A 20,260-nucleotide genomic window follows, 5' to 3' on the forward strand; every position below is an offset into this window, starting at 1 on the left:
CCCGGCCCGGCCGCACGGGGTCGACCCGGAAGCGCTCCACGCCATCGACCCTCCCCAGGGTATCGCGCGCGTCCGGGACCGGCCTGGGTGCAGGTGCCCCGTCGGGCCTGGGGGAAAACCGGAAGGTGGGGCGGTCCGGGGAGTGCGGGGCGCGAGGGTCAGACGCGTCGGCCCGCGGCGTGCTCCTCCGCGAGCCGCAGCAGCTCGAGGTAGCCCTCCAGCCGCCACGCGGTGCGGCCGACGAACAGGCCGCTCACGTGCTCGATCCCGAGCAGATCGGCGGCGTTGTCGAGGTTCACGGACCCGCCGTACAGCAGACCCGCGACCTTTCCGGAGCAGGCCTCACCGAGCGCCGCGAACGGTTCGATGAGTTCCTCGATGGTGGCCGGGCGGCCCGCCTCGCCGATCGCCCAGATCGGTTCGTAGGCGATCACGACGCGGGCGAGCTCCTCGGCGCCCAGACCCCGGAGCGCGCCGGCGGCCTGTTCGAGGATGAATGCGCTCGAGCCCCCCGCTTCCTTGACCTCGGCGCTCTCGCCGATGCACAGCAGAGGCGTCAGCCCATGGCGCAGCGCCGCGGCGACCTTCCATCGCGTGGTCTCCACGGTCTCGCCGAAGTGCTCGCGGCGCTCGGAATGGCCGATCTCGACCATCTGCGCCCCGGCATCCTTCGCCTGCGGGACGGAGACCTCCCCGGTCCAGGCGCCGGCGTCCTCCCAGTGGGCGTTCTGCACGCCGAGCAGCACGGGGGAGTCCTCGCCGAGCACCTCGGCCACCGTGGTGGTGGCGGTGAAGGAGGGGATCACGAAGGGCTGCACGCCCGACGGGGCCGTGGCCCCGCTCGTGCCGTCGTTCCTGGTGGCGTCGTTCGCCGCATCGTCGTGCGTCGGACCGCCGCCCGCCGCGCCGCCGAGGTGATCGCGCAGGCCGGTGGCCCAGGCCCGGGCCTCGGCGAGGGTCTTGGTCATCTTCCAGCTGGTACCGATCCAGAGGGGGCTCATGGCTCGTTGTCCTTCCGTGCGGTTCGCGGGACGCTCAGCCCACCATGCTCCGAAAGGTTCCCCGGGAGTGGAACCTTTCGCAGCGCCACGCGGGACGAGGGGAGAGGTGGCATGGTCGATCAGCGGAGGTGGTCGCCGAGCTCGGTCATGAGGATCGAGAACGAGATCGCACCGGGGTCGGGGGCGCCCAGCGACTTGTCGCCGAGGACCCGAGCGCGGCCGAGGGCCGCGGTGATGCCAGCGGTGGCGTCGGCGGCCTCGCGGGCCGTCGTCGCTGCCGCCAGGATCGCCGCAGCGGTGTTCTCGCCGGTGAAGGCTTCGGCGAGGGCGGCACGGAAGGGGACGGCGGCGTCGATCATGGTCTTGTCGCCGACCCGGGCCCCGCCCAGGCGCTGGACTGCATCGATGCCGGCATCGAGCGCCTCGACGGTCGTGCGGGGCGACCTGCCGCCGTCGTCGGCGAAGACGCCGCCGGCGGCGATCAGCGCTGCGCCCCATAGCGCTCCGGAGGTGCCGCCGGCCGATTCCGACCAGGCCTCCCCGGCGCGGACCAGCACGGTGCGGGCCCCGGCGCCGTCGGCGAGGGCGGCGTGTGCGGCCTCCGCGGCGCCTCGCGACCCGTAGGCCATGCCCTGGCCGTGGTCGCCGTCGCCCGCGATCGCGTCGATCCGGCCCAGTTCGGCCTCCTCCCGGGCGCAGACGGCCTCGAACCGATCGAGCACACCGGCGATCTCCGCCGCGACCTCGCGGGACTCGTCCGTGGAGGCAGGGGTCCCGTCGGCCCCGGCCTCCCAGAAGGACGTCCGTCGCGGGCGCTCGACGGCGGGCATCGCACCGCGGTGGTGGGCGGGGGTGTCGACCGGAGCCAGCCAGTGCCGCTCGAGCTCCTCGTCGAGGAAGACCAGGGACAGGGACAGCCCGGCCATGTCCAGGCTGGTGACGAATTCGCCGACCTCGGGACGCACGGGCGTGATCCCGGCGGCCTCGAGCAGCTCGGCGACCTTCGCATAGACGACGAAGAGCTCCTCGTACTTCACGGTTCCCAGACCATTCAGGACCACTGCGGCACGGCCCTGGTAGCCGCCCTCGGACCGCGTCGGCTGTTCGACGAGGATGCCCTCGACCAGCAGGGTCGCGATCTCGTCGGCCGAGCCGAGGGGCTCGTCGCGCACGCCGGGCTCGCCGTGGATGCCCAGACCCACGCCCATCTGACCATCGCTCACGTGGAACAGGGGCGCGTCCGCGCCGGGCAGGGTGCAGCCGTCGAAGGCGACGCCGAAGGAGCGCGTGGCGTCGTTCGCCGCCCAGGCGATCCGCTCGGCGTCGGCGAGGTCTGCGCCGGCCTCGATCGCGGCCCCGGCGATCTTGAACACCGGCAGGTCACCGGCGATGCCGCGGCGGTCCCGGTGGTTCTCGGGGGTGTTGGAGGCGATGTCGTCGCTGACCTTCACGATCCGCACGTCGATGCCCTCCGCCCGCAGCTTCTCGGCGGCGGCGCCGAAGTGGAGGACGTCGCCGGCGTAGTTGCCGAAGCCGAGGATCACGCCGCCGCCGTTCTCGGCGCTGCGCGCCACCGCGTGGACCTGGGAGGCCGATGGGGAGGCGAACACGTTGCCGCAGGGGGCGCCGTGCGCCAGACCGGGGCCGACCCAGCCGGCGAAGGCCGGGTAGTGGCCGGAACCGCCCCCGATCACCAGGGCGGGCTGACCCGCCGGCGTCTCGGTGGCCCGGACCACGCCGCCGTGCACGACGGCCACGTGGTCGGGGTGGGACAGGGCCAGGCCGCGGATCGCGTCGGTCGCGAAGGCGCTCGGGTCATTGAACAGGTGAGTCATCGGGGTTCCTCCACGGGCGTCCGTCCGGGAGCGGCGGCGCACTGGTCGTTGCCGGACACGGTGAGGCACATGCATGCCTCCCGCCATCCGAGATCCTATAGGAAACGAGAGGCGTGGTCGACGGCTCTCGAGGGTGGTCGACGGACCGTCCCGAATGGACGGTGCGTCAGGAGACGATCAGCCAGACCAGGCTCACGATCACCATCGCGCTGAAGCCCAGGATGGTGGTCAGCACGGACCAGGTGCGCAGACCGTCGCCCACGGAGAGTCCGAGGAACTTCGTGGCGATCCAGAATCCCGAGTCGTTGATGTGCGAGAGCGACACCGAGCCCAGTCCGATGGCCAGGATGATCAGCGCGGTCTGGAGGCTCGTGAAGTCGCCCGTCGCGACGGTGCCCTGGACGATCCCGGCAGCGGAGAGGGTGGCGACGGTCCCGGACCCCTGGGCGACCTTGAAGGCCAGGGCGATCAGGAAGGCCAGCAGCAGGATCGGCACGCCGGCGTCCAGCAGCAGACCCGAGACGGCATCGCCCACCCCGGTCTCGGTGAGCACTTCGGCGAACACGCCGCCGGCACCGGTGACCAGGATGACGATCGCGGCGGGACCGAGAGCGCCGTCCATGACCTCGCTGATCTGCTGACGCCCCCAGCCGTACATGATGCCCAGCAGGTACATGGCGGCGAGGGTCGCGACCAGGAGGGCGAGGGCGGGGGCCCCGATGAACGACAGCACGCTCGCGGCCGTGGAGCCCTCGACGGTCACGAGGGTGCCGACCGTGCCGCAGGCGATCATCACGATGGGCAGCAGGATGAGCGCGACCACCAGGCCGGCCGGAGGGCGCCGCGCGGAGAGGTCATCGCCCGCGCCGTCGCCGTCGGGGGAGGCGCCGCGGACGCGGGGACCGGCCCCGGAGCCCCTCGGCCCGGTGCCCGCCGCCCCCGAGCCCGTCGCCCCCGAGCCGAGGCTCGCTGCGCCGGCGGCGGCGTACTGGGCGTCGACCTCGGGCGTGAGGACGAAGGCGCGGCGGAGCACGCGCTTGCCGACCAGATGGACCAGGAAGCCCATCGGGATCGCGAGGGCCACGCCCAGGATCGTCACCAACCCCATGAGGTCGGGGGCGAGCAGCGTGGTGGAGCCGACGACGCCGGGATGGGGCGGGACCGTGTTGTGGATGAACACCATGAACACCGCGATCGGCATGCCGATCGCGACGGGGCCGCGATGCCCGGCGGCCTTCGCGAAGGCGAAGATGATCGGCACCAGGATGATGAAGGCGACGTCGAAGAAGATCGGGATGGCGACGAGGCCGGAGGCGATCAGCAGCGCGGACTCGAGCCGCTGGGGACCGAGGATCTCGGCCGCGCGGTCTGCGATGATCTCGGCACCGCCGGTCTTCTCGATGATCCCGCCCAGCATGGCGCCGAGCCCCACCAGCAGGGCGACGGAGCCGAGGGTGCCGCCCATTCCCTCGATCATCAGCGGCACGACGTCGCCGATCGCGATGCCGCCGGCCAGGGCCGTCAGGACAGAGACGACCAGCAGCGCGACATAGGCGGGCCACTTGAGCTTGATGACGGTGAACAGGAGGATCGCGATCGCGACGGCGGCGACCCCGACCAGGAGCAGCGGGTCCATCTTCGGGCCTTTCGTACGGGTGCGGGGCGGCCGTCGTCGGCCGCCCCGTCATCAGGGTCGGCTGGTCAGCGCTCGATGGTGTCGATCTCGAGCATGCGGGCGAGGACCTTGTCGAGCTCCGCGTCGTCCCAGACCTTCGTCCAGTCGGGCTTGATGATCGACTCGCGGCCGTAGTCCATGGCCCGCAGGCAGGCGTCGGAGAACGGGTTCGAGCCGCGCAGGGCGTTGGTCAGGGAGATGAAGATGTGGCCGTAGAACAGCGCCTTGACGGCGTCCTCGGGGATCCCGACCTCGTCGATCGCATGGTCCATGGAGTCCTTGAGGAACTGCCCGATCATGCAGCCGGTGGTCTCCACCAGGGTCGGCTCGAGCTGGGCGAGCTGCTTGACGGTCACCCAGTGCACGTCGATCACCGGGGCGTAGATCGCGCGGATCACGGCGGCGGTCCGCTCGCGGATCGCCTCGTCCTCGCCCTCGTAGGCGGCGACGACCTCCTGGGGCGCGGCGATGCCGCCGAAGGTGTCGGCCCACTCCTCCTTCGTGGTGCGCTCGAGGAAGACCGACGGATGGGCGGGGTGCGCGCAGGCCTGGTGGACGTCCTCGCGCTCGGTGAGCAGTCCGGCGTAGGCCGCGGCCGGATCGAGGGTCAGCAGCACCGAACCCGCCTTCATCAGCGGCACGACCTGTGCGGAGACCGTCCCGAGCGCCGTGTCGGGGATGGCGAGGATGACCACGTCGGCCGCCGCCGCGGCCTCCTCGATCCCCGTGACCTCACGGCCCAGCTCGGCCAGGCGCTGCCGGCCGGACTCGGACGCTTCGACGTAATGGACGGGGGCGTCGGTGAGGTTGAGGTTGTTCGAGACGCGGGTGCCCATCTTCCCGGCCGCGCCCACGACGGCGACGGAGATCGCGGGGTCGAGCTCGACGGTCTTGCCGTACAGGGGGTTCAGTTCCTTGCTGCTGGTCATGAGGGTCTCCTTCGGGACGGTGCGACCGGGGTCGCGGGATGGGCGCGGCCGGAGCCGCGCAGGGGTGCGACCGGGGTCGCGGAGCAGGACGACCGGACGGGTCGCGGGTGTGGACGGCGGAGGCCAGGGGTGGGGTCAGCCGAGGTCGGAGGGCGGGAAGTGCTCGGCGCGCCAGGCGCGCAGGGCGGTCAGGGTGCGGTCGGTCCAGGCGCGCTCGGTGGTCAGGGTTCTCTCCAGGTCGCCCTGCCAGGGCAGCCAGTGCTCGACGATCGCGCGGGGGGTGCGGCGGGCGGAGCCGGGGGTGGGTCCGTCGGCGACCGCCGAGCGCTTCCCGGCCGACGGGGCGCCGGCCCCGTAGACGGCCCCCAGCTCGAGCTCGAGATCCAGCAGTCCCTCGCCGAGCGGGGCCCCGGAATAGACGAAGCCGACCCAGCCGGCCTGGCGGGCGAAGGCGAAGTCCTTCACGTGGAGGTTCACGGTGCGCGGGGCGCAGGACGTGATCACCTGCTGGGGATGCTCGAGGCCGGCCACGCAGTTCGCCGGATCCAGGCAGACCCCCACCAGCGGGGAGCCGACCGCGTCGATGACCTGCAGCAGGGTCGAGGTCGGGATCTGCTCGTAGGTCTCCAGCGCGAGGGTGATGCCGGCGGTTTCGAGGCGAGGGAGGAGGCTGCGCAGCGTCCCGGCGGCCGCGGCGGAGCCGTCGGCGATCTCCTCTGCAGAGATCATCGAGCGCAGGAGACGGGCCCCGAGAGCCTCAGCGATGTCGAGATGGCGCCCGAGGTGCTCGGGGTCGATGCCGCGGGTGCCGAGCTCCAGCTCCAGGCCGAGGATCTCGGCGCGTTCGCGCAGCTCCTGCAGAGCGGCCGCGTCGCACTGCTCGATCCGCGGGTCGTCGCAGAACTGGAACACCTCACAGCCCAGCTGGGCGGCGCGGTCGATCATCCCGGCCAGCGACAGCGGCTCGGGGTTGGCGTCCTGGAACTCCCAGAACAGGGCGTAGCTGCCGATGCCGATCTTCATGTGCAGGTCACTCCGTCGTGGGGTCGCAGGTCGTGGGTGGGCGGCCGGACGCACGGGGTCCGGCGGCGCCCGGACGCTCTCGGTCCGGTGGCGATAGGGCCCGGACTCTCCTCGTCCGGACATGCTCGGAACCCTAGACGTCATCGTCGTGATTGGTCAACCGGTTAGCCAGTTGTGGGACGCTGGAAAGGTTCAGCGCTCCCGGTACGCTGAGGCGCTGTGAGCACCTCTGAGCAGCCCGCGGCCGACGACGCGGCCCCTCCGCGCTTCGGCCCCGGTCGCGTGGTCCCGAATGGACTGAACCGCTCCCCGAGCAGCGCTGTGACCTACCGGCTGCTCGACCTGCTGCTGGGGGAGTCCATGCGCCCCGGCGACCGCCTGCCGGGAGAGCGCGCCCTGGCCGAGGAGCTCGGCGTGGGCCGCAGCGCGGTGCGCGAGGCGATCTCCGCGCTCGAGGTGCTCGGCGTCGTCGAGACCCGGGCCGGATCCGGCACCTACCTGCGCTCGAGCACGTCCGAACTGCTGCCCAGCACGCTGAGCTGGTCGCTGCTGATGGACCAGGACCGCACCACCGAGCTGAACGTCGTGCGCGGAGCGCTCGAGCGGTCGGCCGCGCAGCTGGCCGCGCTGAGCGCGACGACCGCGCAGAAGGAGGAGCTCGGCCGGCTCGTGGACGAGCAGCGAGCGGCGGCGGATGATGCCGAGGGCTATGTCGCCGCGGACGTCGCCTTCCACCGCGTGCTCGCCGAGATGGGCGGCAACAGCCTGCTCACGGAGCTCCTGGCCACCACCCGGACTCTTCTGCGCGTGTGGTTCGATCGCGCCGTGGACAACCGGGAGGACATCGACCGGGCGATCAGCGAGCACGGGGAGATCGCGCGCGCGGTCGTCGCCGGCGACGCGATGGCCGCGGGGGAGGCGATGGAGCAGCACATGGCCACCGCCGCCGAGCGCATCCTGCGGGAGACCCATCAGTCCGACTGACTCCGGCCCCTGATCCGCTGCGGAGGTCCTCGTCGGCCCGCTCGTCGCAGACCGATTCCCCGTCCCGGTGCATGGATCTGCGCGAAGTGCTTCCCTCGAGGCCGAATGATCCTATAGGATCCACGGGAGACGTCATCACCACGGAAGGACATCGATGTTCACAGCGGAGACCTGGCCCATCGGGGCCAACATGCTCTCCTTCGGGAGCACGACCCCGGACGGCACCCCCACCGTGGAGGCCTCCTCCGCCGTCTGGGCCTCCCAGCTGCGTCAGGTCAAGGAGCTCGGCGTCGACCAGATCGATCCCACCGACGCCTGGCTGCCGCTGGCACAGCTGACCGACGAGCGCGTCGAGGAGTTCCGCCGGGTGCTCGACGGTGAGGGCCTGACGCTCTCCTCGATCTCCATGACCCGCAACTCCGTCGTCGACGTCGACTCCGGCGAGCAGAACCTCGCCGACGCGCTGCGCTTCATCGAGCTCGCCCCCAGCTTCGGGGTGAGCGTGGTGAACACCGGCTTCATGCAGGGACTCACCCCCGCCCAGCAGCAGGCGATCTGGTTCTGGCTGGCCGACGGGCACGTCGACGACCCCGCCCTGCGCGACCTGGCGATCGAGCGCGTGCGCACGCTGGGCGACGCCGCCCGGGACCAGGGCATCGAGGTGAGCCTGGAGATGTACGAGGACACCTACGTCGGCACCGCCGACGAGGCCGTATCGTTCCTGAAGGACGTCGACCACGAGTCCGTCGGCCTGAACCCCGACCTCGGCAACCTGGTCCGCCTGCACCGCGAGGTCGAGCCGTGGCCGGACATGTTCGAGAAGGTCCTGCCGCATTCGAACTTCTGGCACATCAAGAACTACAGCCGCGACTACGATCCCGCGACGGGCGCGTACTCCTCGGCGCCGATGCCCTTGAAGTACGGCTACATCAACTACCGCACCGTGATCCGCCAGGCGGTCGAGCTCGGCTACTCCGGCCCGTTCTGCTGCGAGCACTACGGCTCCGACTCCCTCGGCGTCATCGCCGAGAACGTCCACTACATCCGCCAGGTGTTGGCCTCCGTTCTGGCCTGAGCCCTCCGCTCCTCCCGCGTGAGTCCCTGAGAACGAAGGAGTTCTGATGGATCCGATCCTGCTCGTCGCGCTGCTCGTCGGCATCGCGCTCATCGTGGTCATCGTCCTGAAGACGCGACTGGACGCGTTCTCCGGGCTGCTGATCGCCTCCGTGGTGATCGGCCTGATCGCCGGACAGGACCTGCCGGCCATCGTCGGGTCGATCAAGGAGGGATTCGGCAGCACCCTCGCCTCGATCGGCATCGTGATCGGCCTGGGCGTGGCCATCGGCAAGATCCTCGAGGTCTCCGGGGCCGCCCAGGCGATCGCCGTGGCGTTCCTGCGTCTGTTCGGGAAGGGTCGCGAGCCCTGGGCGATGACCAGCATCGGTGCCCTGATCTCGATCCCGGTCTTCTGCGACTCCGGCTACGTGATCATGAACCCGCTGGCCCGTGCCATCGCACGGGTCAAGAAGTACGGCTACGCCACCCTCGGCATCGCGCTCGCCGGAGGCATGGTCATCACCCACCACTTCGTGCCGCCCACCCCGGGGCCGCTCGGCGTGGCCGGCATCCTCGGTGCGAGCGTCGGCTCGGTGATCCTCGTCGGCCTCGTGTTCACACTGCTCATGATCCCGGTGGTCACCGTGTATGCGAAGTGGATCGGCCCCCGGGTCGAGCACCTCGTCTCCGAGGAGATCCAGGAGACCGTCTACGGTGACGTGCGCGCCGAGCGCACTCCGGCGTCCGTCGGTGCCGGGTCGGGCAGCGAGGACGTCGCCGTCGACCTCGAGAGCCTCACCTCCGAGGACACCCGGCTGGGCGAACGGCCCGAGGGGGCGAAACCCCATCGGGTGGGGCCGGCGATCGGTCTGCTGCCGCTGGTGGTGCCGATCGTGCTGATCGTGCTGAACACGGTCGTCTCCGCGATCGACATGGAGAACCGGGGCATGCTGCCGGCGGACTACGAGCCCTCGGCCTGGGCCGGACCGTTCGTGTTCATCGGCGACCCGGTGATCGCGCTGCTGATCGGTCTGGTGCTGGCGGTCTACCTGCTGCTGCCGCGCTGGACGCCGCGCAAGCGGAGCCACAAGTGGCTTGGCGACGCCGCGGCGGACGCCGGTCTGATCCTGCTGATCACCGGTGCCGGCGGGGGCCTCGGACAGGTGCTGCGCGATACCGGGATCGGCGACGAGCTCGCCCAGGCGATCGGAGGGCTTCCGCTGCCCTCGTTCCTGCTGCCGTTCCTCATCGCCTCCATCGTGCGCATCGCGCAGGGCTCCGGCACCGTCTCCATGATCACGGCGGCGTCCGTCACCGCTCCGGTCATGGCGACCATCGGACTCGACCCGCTGGTCGCCGTGATGGCCTGCGTGGCAGGCGCGATGGTCTGCAGCTACTTCAACGACTCCTACTTCTGGGTCGTCACCCGCTTCATGGGCCTCGAAGGCACCGCGGCGCTGAAGGCCCACTCCGGGATGACCACCGTCATGTGGGCGGCGTCCATCCCGATGCTGTTCGTCCTGAGCCTCGTGCTCGGCGCGTCCGGCTGACACCTCGCATCTCGCCCGACGGGGGCATCCCGTCGGGCGAGCCCCTGTACGACATCCTGAAACACGACGAACGGAGAACTCATGACCCTCGAGATCACCCGCATCCAGCCCTTCCCCGACCAGCGCACCGCGATCGTCACCGGTGCCGGCGCGCCTCGCGGCATCGGCCGCAAGGTCTCCCGCAAGCTCGCCGCCGAGGGCTGGAGCATCGTCGCCGCCGACCTCGACGGAGCGGCCGCCGAGGCCTTCGCGACAGAGCTGGCCGAGCAGCTGCCCGCGGACTCGGGTCAGAAGGTCCTCGGCCTCGCGGTCGACGTCAGCGACCAGTCCGCCGTCGACGCCGCCTTCGTCCGGATCGACGCCGAGATGCCGCCGGTCGCGGCGCTGGTGAACCTCGCCGGGATCCCGAGCCCCCACTCGATCTTCGAGCTCACCTCGGAGATCTGGGACAAGGTCATGGACGTCAACGCCAAGGGCACCCTGCTGATGACCCAGGCCGCGGCGCGGCGCATGATCGACGGCGGCTTCGGCGGGCGCATCGTGAACACCGCGTCCATCACCGCTCTCGACGGCGGCGGCACCTTCTCCAAGACCGGCTACGCCGCCGCCAAGGCCGCCATCCAGGGCCTCACCCGCGGCAGCGCCCGCGAGCTCGGCCCGTACGGCATCACCGCCAACGTGATCCTGCCCGGCCCGATCGACACCGACATCATGGGCGGCACCCTGACCGACGACCGCAAGACCGGCATGAGCGAGAACATCCCGCTGCAGCGCGTGGGACAGCCCGAGGAGGTCGCCGGACTGATCAACTTCCTGGTCAGCGAGGACTCCAGCTTCGTCAGCGGCACCTCGATCAGCGTCGACGGCGGCAAGCACATGCACTGAGGCGCATCGGCCCCGGGGTGAGGTCCCCGGGGTGCCGCCCCGTGCACTGCCGCACCGCAGAACCCGCCATACCGACCCGAAGGAGAGACCCCATGGTCGACTCGACACTCTCTGGCGCCCTGGAATTCGCGAAGATGCTCGCCGCGGGCGGTTTCCGCCTGGACCCGGTGGCTTCCGCCCCGTCCATCGAGGACCTCCGGCTCCTGGCGAGGAAGCGCCTGCCCACGATGGCCTTCGACATCATCGACGGCGCCTCCAACCACGAGATCACCCTCGACGCGAACACGCGGGACCTGCGCGAGGTGCGCTTCCGACCCCGCTGGCTCACCGACATCTCCCACATCGACACCTCCACCACCGTCGACCGGATGGCGCTGCAGCGCCCGTACGTGCTCGGGCCGCTCGGCCTGCAGCGCATGATCGGCGGCGAGGGCGAGCTGGGCGCGGTGCGGGCCGCCGGGAAGGCGAACATCCCCTTCACGGTCTCCACCGCCTCGAACTGGTCGATGGAGGAGCTCGCCGACGAGGCGACCGGGCCGCTGTGGTACCAGCTGTACATGTACAAGAGCGACGCGATCGTCTCCAACCTCCTGGCCCGTGCACGGGCCATCGGGGCCGAGGCGCTCGTGGTCACCGTCGACGTGCCGCTGAACGGCAAGCGCTACCGCGACCACCGCAACGGCATGTCGATCCCTCCGAAGATCACCCCGCGCAACGCCGTCCAGGCGGTCCGCCACCTCGACTGGACCCGCGCCATCATGCGGCCGCCGACGATCGGCTTCCGCAACCTCGCCGGCCAGATCCAGGGCGACAACGCCGTCTCGCACCAGGAGTTCGTCGCCAAGTACCTCGCGAACCTCACTCTGACCTGGGAGAACATCGAAGACGTGCGGCGGCAGTGGGATGGGCCCATCTACCTCAAGGGCATCCTCACCCCGGAGGACGCGCAGCGCGCGAGGAACGTCGGTGCCCAAGGCATCTACGTCTCCAACCACGGCGGTCGCCAGCTCGACTCCTCGCCCAGCTCCATCAGCGTGCTGCCCTCGATCGTCGACGCGGTCGGGGACGACATGACCGTCGTCTTCGACGGCGGCGTGCGCACCGGCGACGACATCGCCAAGGCCCTCGCCGTCGGCGCGGACCTGGTCTCGATCGGTCGCGCCTGGGGCTACGGCAACGCCGCCGCGGGGGAGCGCGGCGTGCTGCGCGTGCTCGAGATCCTCGACGAGGAGCTGGAGCTGGCCATGGGCCAGCTCGGCGCGACCAGCATCGACGCGCTGGATCGCGGCTTCGTGGACTACCCCGAGGCGTGGCACGGCGTCGGCCTGCACCGCGACCCCGAGCGATCCCCAGCTGCCCGGGCCGCCGGCTTCAGCGCGGGGACCACCGAGGAGTCCGCACGATGAGCACCCCCTGGAAGCTGGCCGTCACGGCGGACTACGCCGAGGCCGACGGCTCGACCATCTACGGAGACATCGGGCTCGGCACCCTCGCCGCCCACGGCATCGAATGGTCGCTGGTCGGGCAGGCCGGCCGTGACCTGCGCGGCGAGGAGCTGGAGGGCTTCGACGCGCTGGTCCTGCTCAGCGGGACCCCCTTCGGCCGCGCCCAGCTCGAGGGCGTCACCACCCTGCAGCATGTCGCGCGCTTCGGCGCCGGCTTCGATTCCGTGGACCTCGCCGCCTGCGACGAGCGCGGCATCACCGTGACCAACGCCCCCACCGGGCTGCGGGTGCCGATGGCGCACACGGCACTGACCTTCCTGTTCGCTCTCGCCCACTCCCTGCTGCCCAAGGACCGTCTGGTCCGCGAGGCCGCCTGGGACCGCAAGGCCGAGCATCGTGGTCCGGGCCTCGCCACCGCCACGATCGGCATGATCGGGCTCGGCGGCATCGGCCGGGAGACCGTGCGCCAGCTGCGCGCCCTCGACCTGGACGTCATCGCCTGGAACCGCTCCCCGCGCCCCGAGTTCTGCGCCGAGGTCGGCATCGAGCAGGCCGGGTTCGAGGACGTGATCGCCCGCAGCGACTACCTCATCGTCACCGTCGCCGCCACCCCCGGCACGCGCCACCTGATCGGGGCGCAGCAGCTGACCGCGATGAAGGACTCCGCGTTCCTCATCAACATCGCCCGCGGCGCCGTCGTCGACGAGCCCGCCCTGGTCACCGCCCTGCAGAAGGGCACCATCGCAGGGGCCGGCCTGGACGTGTTCGAAGTCGAGCCGCTGCCGGCCGACAGCCCGCTGATCGCGCTCGAGAACGTGGTGCTGTCTCCGCACGCGCTGTGCTGGACGAAGGATTTCGCCGAGGCGACCGGGGCCGAGGTGCTGGATGAGGTGATCGCCGTGGCGAGCGGCGGCAGCCCCCGCCACGTCGTGAACGATCCGGCCGGACCGGCCCGCCCGTGAGCGAGCGGTCCGCGGCCGACGGTGAGCGCTCAGCGGCTGACGCCGAGCGCTCTGCGGCCGACGAGGCCCGTCTGACGGAGCTGACCTGCCTCGTCACCGGTGCCGCTTCCGAGCGCGGGATCGGCCGCGGAGTCGCGCTGACCCTCGCCGCCCAGGGCCGCCCGCTGGCCCTGCTCGACCTCGACGGCGCGGGACTCGACGCCGCCGCCGACGCCGCTCGCGAGGCGGGCGCGCCCGTCGTGGTCACCGCCGAGGTGGACGTGGCCGACGCAGCGAGCGTCGACGCCGCGATCACCGCCCTCGAGGCCGCGAGCGACGCAGGTGCCGGATCGCTGCCGTCGTCCGGGCCGATGCCGTCGACCGGTGCCCTGCCGCCGATCGCGGCGCTGGTCCACTGCGCGGGCATCGCGAATCCGACCCCGTTCCTGGAGATGACCAGCGGAAGCTTCCAGCGCACCCTGGCGGTCAACACCCTGGGCCTGTTCCACTTGGCTCAGCGCGTGCTGCCGGGCATGCTCGAGCAGGGCCTGGGGCGGATCGTCGCGATGAGCTCCACGGCCGCGCAGGACGGCGGCGGCAACTTCTCGACCTCCGCCTACGCCGCCTCCAAGGCCGGGGTCGAGGGTCTGATCCGGGGGCTGGCGAAGGAGGTCGCCGGCACCGGCGTGACCACCGCCGCGATCGCTCCGGCGAACATCGACACCGACATCATGGACGGTCGGCTCGAGGGGGAGCGGCGCGAGCAGTTCGTCGCCCGCACACCGGTGGGACGCCTGGGCACCACCCGCGAGCTCGGCGAGCTGGTCGCCTTCCTCGTCGGCCCCCACGGCGGTTTCACCACCGGCGCCACCTACAACCTCAACGGCGGTCTGCGCGTGGGCTGAGAGGGTGCGGAAAAGCGGCGGTGCCCCGGGTGCGGAATAGCTGCGGTGCCCCGGGTGCGGGTTCGGATCCGCTGCGGCGTCGACCCGGTCAGATGTGTCGTTCAGGCTCCCTCATTCCGGCACATCTGACGGGGTCGACGTGTGCGTGGCCCCCGGAACGGCCCCGTGCTGCCCCGCGTCGCGGTGGGCGGGCCGCCGTGGTCGCGTGGTGAGGAAGAGCCCGACGGCCGCGAGGGCCAGGAACACCACCATCGAGGAGAACGCGAGACGGTAGTCGTCGAGCCCGGCGCGGCCGTCGGGCGCCAGCACGTCGAGGATCAGCCCGATCACCAGCACCGCCAGCAGCGAGGTGGTGTAGCCGCCGATGTTCACCATGCCGGTGGCCGTGCCGATCGCCCGTGGTGGCACCCCGGTGCGGGCGAGGTCGAAGCCCACCGAGCAGGTCGCCGAACCGACCGACAGGGCGACGATCAGCGGCAGCAGCTGCCAGGCCGTGAGCGGGACGGGGATCAGCAGGGTGATGGTCCAGGCGACGGTGAGCACGCCGCCGGCGATCCATCCCAGCCGGGCCCGATGCTGCGGGAAACGGCCCGTGGCGACCCCCACCAGCGGGCCGATCGCGACCATCACCACCACGTTGATGGTGAGCAGTGCCCCGACGGCGGCGGGATCGAGCCCATGGCCGTTCGTCAGGTACGGCACGCCCCACAGGAACAGGAAGGTGTTGACCGTCGCCAGCGTCAGGGAGTGCAGGAAGAAGCCCGACCAGGCCGCCCGGGAGGTGAACACGTCGCGGAGCACCTGCCCGGCGCGCGGCCGCGCCAGGGCGACGGCGCCCTCGTCCCCCGGCGGTTCGTCGCGCACCACGGCCAGCACCAGCAGCACGCTGAAGACCAGCAGGAACGCCAAGGACGACCACGCCGCGGTCCAGCCGAAGCCCACCAGCACCGCCAGGAACGGCACCGCCGCCACGGCCTGGCCGAACTGGCCGATCATGGTCGCGAGCTGCGTGAACACCGGGACCTGCCCGGTGGGGAACCAGGTCGCGATCAGCCTGACGACGCTGATCAGGGTGGCCGCGTCGCCGACGCCGGTGAGCATGCGCGCCACCAGCGCTGTGGGCACATCGGTGGCCAGGGCGAGCAGCAGCTGCCCCGCAGCCATGGTCACCGCGCCGAGGACCATCATGCGGCGCGGTCCCACGCGGTCCAGCAGCAGGCCGGCCGGGATCTGCGCGGCGGCGTAGGTGCCCAGCTGCACCACCCCGAACAGGCTCAGCACCGCCCCGTCGACCCCGAATCGATCGGACGCCTCCACGCTCGCCACCCCGAAGGAGGCCCGCCCGGAGACGGCACACAGGTAGGCGAAGACCCCGACCGCCCAGACCAGGTGGGCGCGGGAGACGCGGGAGGCGGGCACAGGGCTCCTTCGAACGGCGCGAGGCTCTCGGGCGAGACCCTTCGCACTGCACTCCTCACGAGCGCACCCCTATAGGATCTAGGGGTCGCAGGGTGGCGTCAAGGTGCTGCGGGGGTGGTCCGACCTGTCGTCGGCGATGGGACGGACGCGCCCTCGGGAGCCGTCACCGGCCGCGCCGGCTGCACGCCCGGCGGCGGCGTCGCCGCCAGGATCGCCTGGAACACGACGTCCACGCTGGGAGAGGTCGTGCGGCGGTCCCGGGTGGCCGCGACCTGCCGGCCGTCCGCCGCCGTGCCCACCGGCACCACCACGGTTCCGGAGGTATCGCAGACGCTGGCCGCCAGGGCGTTCAGCACCCCGATGCCCAGTCCCTGGCGCGCCAGGTTCACCACCGTCTGCGGCTGCTCGGACTGCCAGGCCAGCGGGATCTCGAGCTCCCAGGCCAGCAGGGCGCTGCCGGTGTCGGGATCGACCGCGGCGCCCGGCTGGGCGATGGCGATCAGCGGATGCGCCTCGAGGGCCTGCGGCGCCAGACCGGCCGACGCCGCATCGCCCTCGGTCAGCAGCGGATGATCGGGCGGGATGATCGCGACGTAGCGCTCGGTCCACAGGTGGACGCTGCGGAGATCCTCGGACGGGGGATCGGCCGCCAGGGAATGGATCGCGATGTGGAAGCGCCCGGAGACGATCCCGGAGACCAGATCCGGGGTGGTGTGCTCGGTCAGCTCGATGCGGAGGAAGGGATGGGCGGCGTGGAGCGTGGCCAGCACCCCGGGCAGGAAGCCCGCGCTGACGCTGGGGTGGCAGCCGATCACCACCCGTCCCCGCGGCGTCCCGGAGTGGGCGTCGACGGCCTCGGCGCCCTTCTCCAGCGCTGTGAGCACGGCCCGGGCGTGGGGGAGGAAGGCGGTGCCGAGCTCCGTCGGTCCGATGGGCCGGTGGCTGCGGTCGACGAGGGTTCCGCCGAGGGTGCGCTCGAGCGCGGCCACGTGCGTGCTGACCCGGGACTGCGCTCGATGCAGCGCCCGCGCCGCCGCGGAGAAGCTGCCGTGGTCGATGACCGCCACGAAGGTCTCCAACCAATCCGTCTGCTCGATGCGCGCCATCGCGTCCGTCGTCCTCCTGAGGGATCCCCGCGCGCCGCACGAGGGTCACGATCCGATGTCGGTGGATCTCCGAGGTCCGGCATCCCTGCAGGTCTCCGCGGAGTGTGACCCAGCTTATCAATATCGCATATAGGATTTCCGGATCGCGGGTCGAATCGTCGGTCTCCCGGGCACCCGGCGTTGGTAGTTTTCAGGCACCTCGCAGGAGACAACGCCTGGTCACGACGCGAGCACACCGCCGTGCAGGCATCGCCCCCGCGACGTGCATCCATCCGACCCGCACGATGAAGTGGAGTCCGCCATGACGCACACCCGATCCCGCTCCCTGCTCTCCTGCCTCGCCGGCGCCGCAGCGCTCGCGCTGGTGGCCTCCGGATGCTCCGGCGGCGCCGGCGGTGGGGGCGGCGCCGACCGAGACGCGGTCCAGGCCTGCAACGACATCAACGCCGAATACCCGAACGGGCCCGTCGAGCTGATCGTCCCCTGGGCCGCCGGCGGTGGCACCGACGGCGTCGCCCGGCTGATCGGCGACCAGCTCTCGACCCAGATGGGCAGCAACATCAACGTCGTCAACCGCACCGGCGGCTCCGGCGTCGTCGGCCACCAGGCCATGGCCGACGCGGAGCCGGACGGCCAGACGATCGGACTGGTGACCGTCGAGATCGGGATGATGCACTGGCAGGGCCTGACCGACCTGACCGGCGAGGACCTCACCGCGATCTCGCAGATGAACGAGGACGGTGCCGGGATCACCGTCGCCGCCGATGCCCAGTGGGAGACCGCCGAGGAGCTGCTGACCTATATCGAGGAGCATCCCGGCGAGGTCACCTCCTCCGGCACCGGACAGGGCGGCATCTGGCACCTCGCGCTGCTGGGCATGCTGCTGGACAACGGCCTGCCCGTGGACTCGGTGAACTTCGTGCCCTCCGAGGGCGCGGCTCCGGCCCTGCAGGAGATGGTGGCCGGCGGCATCGACATGACCACGAACTCCCTCGGCGAGTCCCAGACCATGCTCGACTCCGACCGGGCCAAGGCCCTGGCCGTGATGGGCACCGAGCGGGACCCGAACTTCCCCGACGTCCCCACCCTCGAGGAGCAGACCGGCTCGGACTACAACATGACCGTCTGGCGCGGGATCGCCGGGCCCGAGGACATGGATCCCACGGTGGTCGAGGAGCTCGAGTGCCATCTGGGCCTGATCGCCGAGTCCGACGAGTTCAACCAGTTCATGGCCGACTCCGGTCTGGGCGTGAAGTACCGCGGCGCGGAGGAGTTCCAGCAGCTCATGGCCGAGGACGACGCGGCCAAGGGCGAGGTCATGAAGGAAGCGGGGCTCGCGAAGTGACCTCGTCGGAGACCGGGGCCGCGGCGGGCGCCGAGGCTCCTGCCGGCAGCTCGCTGCCGGTGAACCTCGTGATCGGCGCCGCCGCCGTCCTCCTCGGCGGCGCGGTGATCCCCTACGGGGCGTCGATGCCGTACATCCGCGAGGGCATCCCCGGGCCGGGACTGTTCCCGATGATGATCGGCGGCCTCCTGGTCCTGTTCGGGGCGCTCGTGATCATCACGAGCCTGCACGCGGCGCGACGGAGGCAGGCCGCCTCCGCCCCGTCGGCGGAGGCCGGGTCCGTCGCGGTCGCGGCGGCCGACGAGGCGGGCTCCGCCGCCCCGGAGGCCGGAGCGGTCCTGGACACGGACATCGGGTCCGACGGGCCCCGGCGATGGATCAACGGCGCCGTCCTGATGGGCGGCATCGTCTTCTTCGTGCTCGCCGCCGAGCCGCTCGGGTTCCCGCTGACCATGGCGATCCTCGTGTTCGCCATCGTGTTCTCGCTGCGGGCGAGGTGGTGGGTCGCTCTCCTGACCGCCGTGCTCTCCTCCGTCGGCCTGTGGGCCATGTTCGAGCTGGGCCTGATGGTCCAGCTGCCCGACGGCATCATCCAGGGGTTCTGACATGATCGAGAACTTCGAAGGCGCCCTGGTCCTGATCGGTGATCCCACCACGATCCTCGTGATGATCCTCGCCGCCCTGTTCGGCCTGGTCATCGGGTCGCTGCCGGGCATGACCGCCACCCTCGCGGCCGCGCTGCTGGTGCCCTTCACCTTCTTCCTGGATCCGGTGCCCGCGATCGCCGCGATCATCACCATGTCGGCGATGGCGATCTTCGCCGGGGACATCCCCAGCGCCCTGCTGCGGATCCCCGGCACCCCGTCGTCGGCCGCGTACACGGAGGACGCCTTCGCCCTGACCCGCCATGGCAAGGGGTCTCTCGGTCTGGGGGTCTCCCTCCTGGCCTCCGTGCTCGGCGGTCTGTTCGGGTCGGTGGTGCTGATCTTCGTGTCCCCGATCCTGGGCGAGTTCGCGCTGCGCTTCACCAGTTTCGAGTACTTCTGGGTGGCGGTGCTGGGGCTGACGGCGGCGGTGATCGTCTCGAAGGGGGCTCAGCTGAAGGGCGCGATCGCCCTGATGGTCGGACTGCTGGTCTCGACCGTCGGCCTCGACGTCACGCTCGGGCACCCGCGCTTCACCTTCGGCAACGAGGAGCTGTACCGGGGCGTCGACTTCATCGCCGCGATGATCGGCCTGTTCGGGCTCTCGGAGGTGCTGCGAGCCGTCACGGCCCGCAAGGGGCAGTCGATGCCGATCCCGCGGATCGAGGGCCGGGGAGCCCTGCGCTCCGCCTTTCGGGCGATCGGGCGGAACAAGGCACGAGTGGCCTCGGGCTCGACCATCGGCGGTGTCGTCGGGGCGCTGCCCGGGGCGGGCGCCGACATCGCAGCCTGGATCTCCTACGCGTTCACCCGCTCCACCAGCCGGAAGAAGCCCGGCGATACGGCCGACGACAAGCGCCTGGAGGCGATCGCCGGTGCCTCCAGCGCCAACAACGCGGGCGTCGCCTCGGCCTACGTACCGACGCTGGCCTTCGGCATCCCGGGCGACACCATCACGGCGATCCTGGTCGGCGTGCTGCTGGTCAAGGGCATCACCCCCGGTCCGGACCTGTTCCTGTACCAGACCGACACCCTGTACGCGCTCTACCTCATCTTCATCATCGCCAACCTGCTCCTACTGCCGCTGGGCTTCCTGCTGATCCGGGCCTCCGGGTTCGTGCTGCGGATCCCGCGGACGGTGCTGATGGGGCTGATCGTGTCGATCTCGATCTGCGGAGCCTTCGCCATCAACAACGGCTACCTCGAGGTGGGTCTGATGGTGATCTTCGGGGTGCTGGGGTACCTCTTCGAGAAGGGCGGCATCCCGCTGGCGCCGGTGGTGCTGGGGATCGTGCTGGGTCCGATCGTCGAGAGCAACTTCATGCAGTCGGTGATCAAGACCAACTGGGACCTGACCCAGTTCTTCACCCGCCCCATCAGCGCGGTCCTGATCGTCCTGGTGGTCCTCGCGATCGCGGCCTCGCCGATGATGACCTGGCTGGGCAGGCGCGCCGAGCGGTTCGCGTCGGTGAAAGCGGCGCAGGACGAGGAGGACTCCTCGGTCAGCTCCTGACCCC

General features: G+C 71.2%; 17 protein-coding genes. 10 read left to right on the forward strand and 7 right to left on the reverse strand.

All coding sequences use genetic code 11. The features are described from left to right. Nucleotides 1–158: 158 nt before the first annotated feature. The 5 genes from JOF44_RS12990 to JOF44_RS13010 form a co-directional block, all read right to left on the reverse strand. Nucleotides 159–1,001 carry a triose-phosphate isomerase gene (locus JOF44_RS12990; protein WP_209892051.1) on the reverse strand — a complete coding sequence of 281 codons (843 nt, stop codon included), beginning with the start codon at nucleotides 999–1,001 and terminating at the stop codon, nucleotides 159–161. Between the two features lie 119 nt (nucleotides 1,002–1,120). Further along, nucleotides 1,121–2,836 (reverse strand): dihydroxyacetone kinase family protein, encoded by a 1,716-nt coding sequence (locus tag JOF44_RS12995; RefSeq protein WP_209892054.1) that lies wholly within the window; start codon nucleotides 2,834–2,836, stop codon nucleotides 1,121–1,123. Between the two features lie 166 nt (nucleotides 2,837–3,002). After that, nucleotides 3,003–4,472, reverse strand: coding sequence for a GntT/GntP/DsdX family permease (locus JOF44_RS13000; protein WP_209892057.1), 1,470 nt, complete (start codon nucleotides 4,470–4,472; stop codon nucleotides 3,003–3,005). A 65-nt stretch (nucleotides 4,473–4,537) separates the two neighbouring features. Then, nucleotides 4,538–5,440, reverse strand: coding sequence for a phosphogluconate dehydrogenase C-terminal domain-containing protein (locus JOF44_RS13005; RefSeq protein WP_209892060.1), 903 nt, complete (start codon nucleotides 5,438–5,440; stop codon nucleotides 4,538–4,540). A gap of 135 nt (nucleotides 5,441–5,575) precedes the next feature. Beyond that, nucleotides 5,576–6,463: a sugar phosphate isomerase/epimerase family protein gene (locus JOF44_RS13010; protein ID WP_209892064.1), complete on the reverse strand. Its 888-nt coding sequence runs from the start codon at nucleotides 6,461–6,463 to the stop codon at nucleotides 5,576–5,578. A gap of 219 nt (nucleotides 6,464–6,682) precedes the next feature. Here JOF44_RS13010 and JOF44_RS13015 point away from each other — a divergent pair, with 219 nt between their 5' ends. The 7 genes from JOF44_RS13015 to JOF44_RS13045 all read left to right on the forward strand — a co-directional run bounded on the left by JOF44_RS13015 (nucleotide 6,683) and on the right by JOF44_RS13045 (nucleotide 14,229). Beyond that, nucleotides 6,683–7,447: a FadR/GntR family transcriptional regulator gene (locus JOF44_RS13015; protein WP_209892067.1), complete on the forward strand. Its 765-nt coding sequence runs from the start codon at nucleotides 6,683–6,685 to the stop codon at nucleotides 7,445–7,447. 154 nt (nucleotides 7,448–7,601) lie between these two features. Further along, a complete protein-coding gene (locus JOF44_RS13020) occupies nucleotides 7,602–8,522 on the forward strand; it encodes a sugar phosphate isomerase/epimerase family protein (protein ID WP_209892069.1) in 921 nt (306 codons plus the stop codon). 46 nt (nucleotides 8,523–8,568) lie between these two features. Next, a complete protein-coding gene (locus JOF44_RS13025) occupies nucleotides 8,569–10,053 on the forward strand; it encodes a GntP family permease (RefSeq protein WP_209892072.1) in 1,485 nt (494 codons plus the stop codon). Nucleotides 10,054–10,134: 81 nt separating this feature from the next. Next, nucleotides 10,135–10,938: an SDR family NAD(P)-dependent oxidoreductase gene (locus JOF44_RS13030; RefSeq protein WP_209892075.1), complete on the forward strand. Its 804-nt coding sequence runs from the start codon at nucleotides 10,135–10,137 to the stop codon at nucleotides 10,936–10,938. A gap of 92 nt (nucleotides 10,939–11,030) precedes the next feature. Further along, nucleotides 11,031–12,344 carry an alpha-hydroxy acid oxidase gene (locus JOF44_RS13035; protein WP_209892077.1) on the forward strand — a complete coding sequence of 438 codons (1,314 nt, stop codon included), beginning with the start codon at nucleotides 11,031–11,033 and terminating at the stop codon, nucleotides 12,342–12,344. Next, nucleotides 12,341–13,345, forward strand: a complete 1,005-nt coding sequence (locus tag JOF44_RS13040) for an NAD(P)-dependent oxidoreductase (protein WP_209892080.1) — start codon at nucleotides 12,341–12,343, stop codon at nucleotides 13,343–13,345. Before JOF44_RS13035 ends, JOF44_RS13040 begins: the two co-directional genes overlap by 4 nt. Continuing rightward, on the forward strand, nucleotides 13,342–14,229 hold the full coding sequence (locus tag JOF44_RS13045) for an SDR family NAD(P)-dependent oxidoreductase (protein WP_342591779.1): 888 nt from the start codon (nucleotides 13,342–13,344) through the stop codon (nucleotides 14,227–14,229). Before JOF44_RS13040 ends, JOF44_RS13045 begins: the two co-directional genes overlap by 4 nt. A gap of 111 nt (nucleotides 14,230–14,340) precedes the next feature. On the opposite strand, the gene JOF44_RS13050 is transcribed toward JOF44_RS13045, so the two are convergent. After that, entirely contained in the window at nucleotides 14,341–15,648 is a 1,308-nt protein-coding gene (locus JOF44_RS13050) for an MFS transporter (RefSeq protein ID WP_209892083.1), read from the reverse strand. Between the two features lie 98 nt (nucleotides 15,649–15,746). Beyond that, nucleotides 15,747–16,754 (reverse strand): LysR family transcriptional regulator, encoded by a 1,008-nt coding sequence (locus JOF44_RS13055; protein WP_209892086.1) that lies wholly within the window; start codon nucleotides 16,752–16,754, stop codon nucleotides 15,747–15,749. Nucleotides 16,755–17,055: 301 nt separating this feature from the next. On the opposite strand from JOF44_RS13055, the gene JOF44_RS13060 reads away from it, so the two are divergent. The 3 genes from JOF44_RS13060 to JOF44_RS13070 are packed head-to-tail and all read left to right on the forward strand — an operon-like array spanning nucleotide 17,056 to nucleotide 20,256. Next, entirely contained in the window at nucleotides 17,056–18,099 is a 1,044-nt protein-coding gene (locus tag JOF44_RS13060; protein WP_209892090.1) for a tripartite tricarboxylate transporter substrate binding protein, read from the forward strand. Continuing rightward, nucleotides 18,096–18,704, forward strand: a complete 609-nt coding sequence (locus JOF44_RS13065) for a tripartite tricarboxylate transporter TctB family protein (protein ID WP_209892093.1) — start codon at nucleotides 18,096–18,098, stop codon at nucleotides 18,702–18,704. Before JOF44_RS13060 ends, JOF44_RS13065 begins: the two co-directional genes overlap by 4 nt. Before the next feature lies 1 nt (nucleotide 18,705). After that, nucleotides 18,706–20,256, forward strand: a complete 1,551-nt coding sequence (locus JOF44_RS13070) for a tripartite tricarboxylate transporter permease (RefSeq protein ID WP_209892106.1) — start codon at nucleotides 18,706–18,708, stop codon at nucleotides 20,254–20,256. Nucleotides 20,257–20,260 lie beyond the last annotated feature (4 nt).

Origin of the sequence: Brachybacterium fresconis, from assembly GCF_017876515.1 — a bacterium.
In the GTDB taxonomy this organism is placed as follows: Bacteria; Actinomycetota; Actinomycetes; order Actinomycetales; family Dermabacteraceae; genus Brachybacterium; species Brachybacterium fresconis.

Bases quoted from the DNA above. Each gene is read 5' to 3' on its own strand.
- JOF44_RS12990 (WP_209892051.1), bottom strand. From the start codon at position 1,001: ATGAGCCCCCTCTGGATCGGTACCAGCTGGAAGATGACCAAGACCCTC.
- JOF44_RS12995 (WP_209892054.1), bottom strand. From the start codon at position 2,836: ATGACTCACCTGTTCAATGACCCGAGCGCCTTCGCGACCGACGCGATC.
- JOF44_RS13000 (WP_209892057.1), bottom strand. From the start codon at position 4,472: ATGGACCCGCTGCTCCTGGTCGGGGTCGCCGCCGTCGCGATCGCGATC.
- JOF44_RS13005 (WP_209892060.1), bottom strand. From the start codon at position 5,440: ATGACCAGCAGCAAGGAACTGAACCCCCTGTACGGCAAGACCGTCGAG.
- JOF44_RS13010 (WP_209892064.1), bottom strand. From the start codon at position 6,463: ATGAAGATCGGCATCGGCAGCTACGCCCTGTTCTGGGAGTTCCAGGAC.
- JOF44_RS13020 (WP_209892069.1), top strand. From the start codon at position 7,602: ATGTTCACAGCGGAGACCTGGCCCATCGGGGCCAACATGCTCTCCTTC.
- JOF44_RS13025 (WP_209892072.1), top strand. From the start codon at position 8,569: ATGGATCCGATCCTGCTCGTCGCGCTGCTCGTCGGCATCGCGCTCATC.
- JOF44_RS13030 (WP_209892075.1), top strand. From the start codon at position 10,135: ATGACCCTCGAGATCACCCGCATCCAGCCCTTCCCCGACCAGCGCACC.
- JOF44_RS13035 (WP_209892077.1), top strand. From the start codon at position 11,031: ATGGTCGACTCGACACTCTCTGGCGCCCTGGAATTCGCGAAGATGCTC.
- JOF44_RS13040 (WP_209892080.1), top strand. From the start codon at position 12,341: ATGAGCACCCCCTGGAAGCTGGCCGTCACGGCGGACTACGCCGAGGCC.
- JOF44_RS13055 (WP_209892086.1), bottom strand. From the start codon at position 16,754: ATGGCGCGCATCGAGCAGACGGATTGGTTGGAGACCTTCGTGGCGGTC.
- JOF44_RS13060 (WP_209892090.1), top strand. From the start codon at position 17,056: ATGACGCACACCCGATCCCGCTCCCTGCTCTCCTGCCTCGCCGGCGCC.
- JOF44_RS13070 (WP_209892106.1), top strand. From the start codon at position 18,706: ATGATCGAGAACTTCGAAGGCGCCCTGGTCCTGATCGGTGATCCCACC.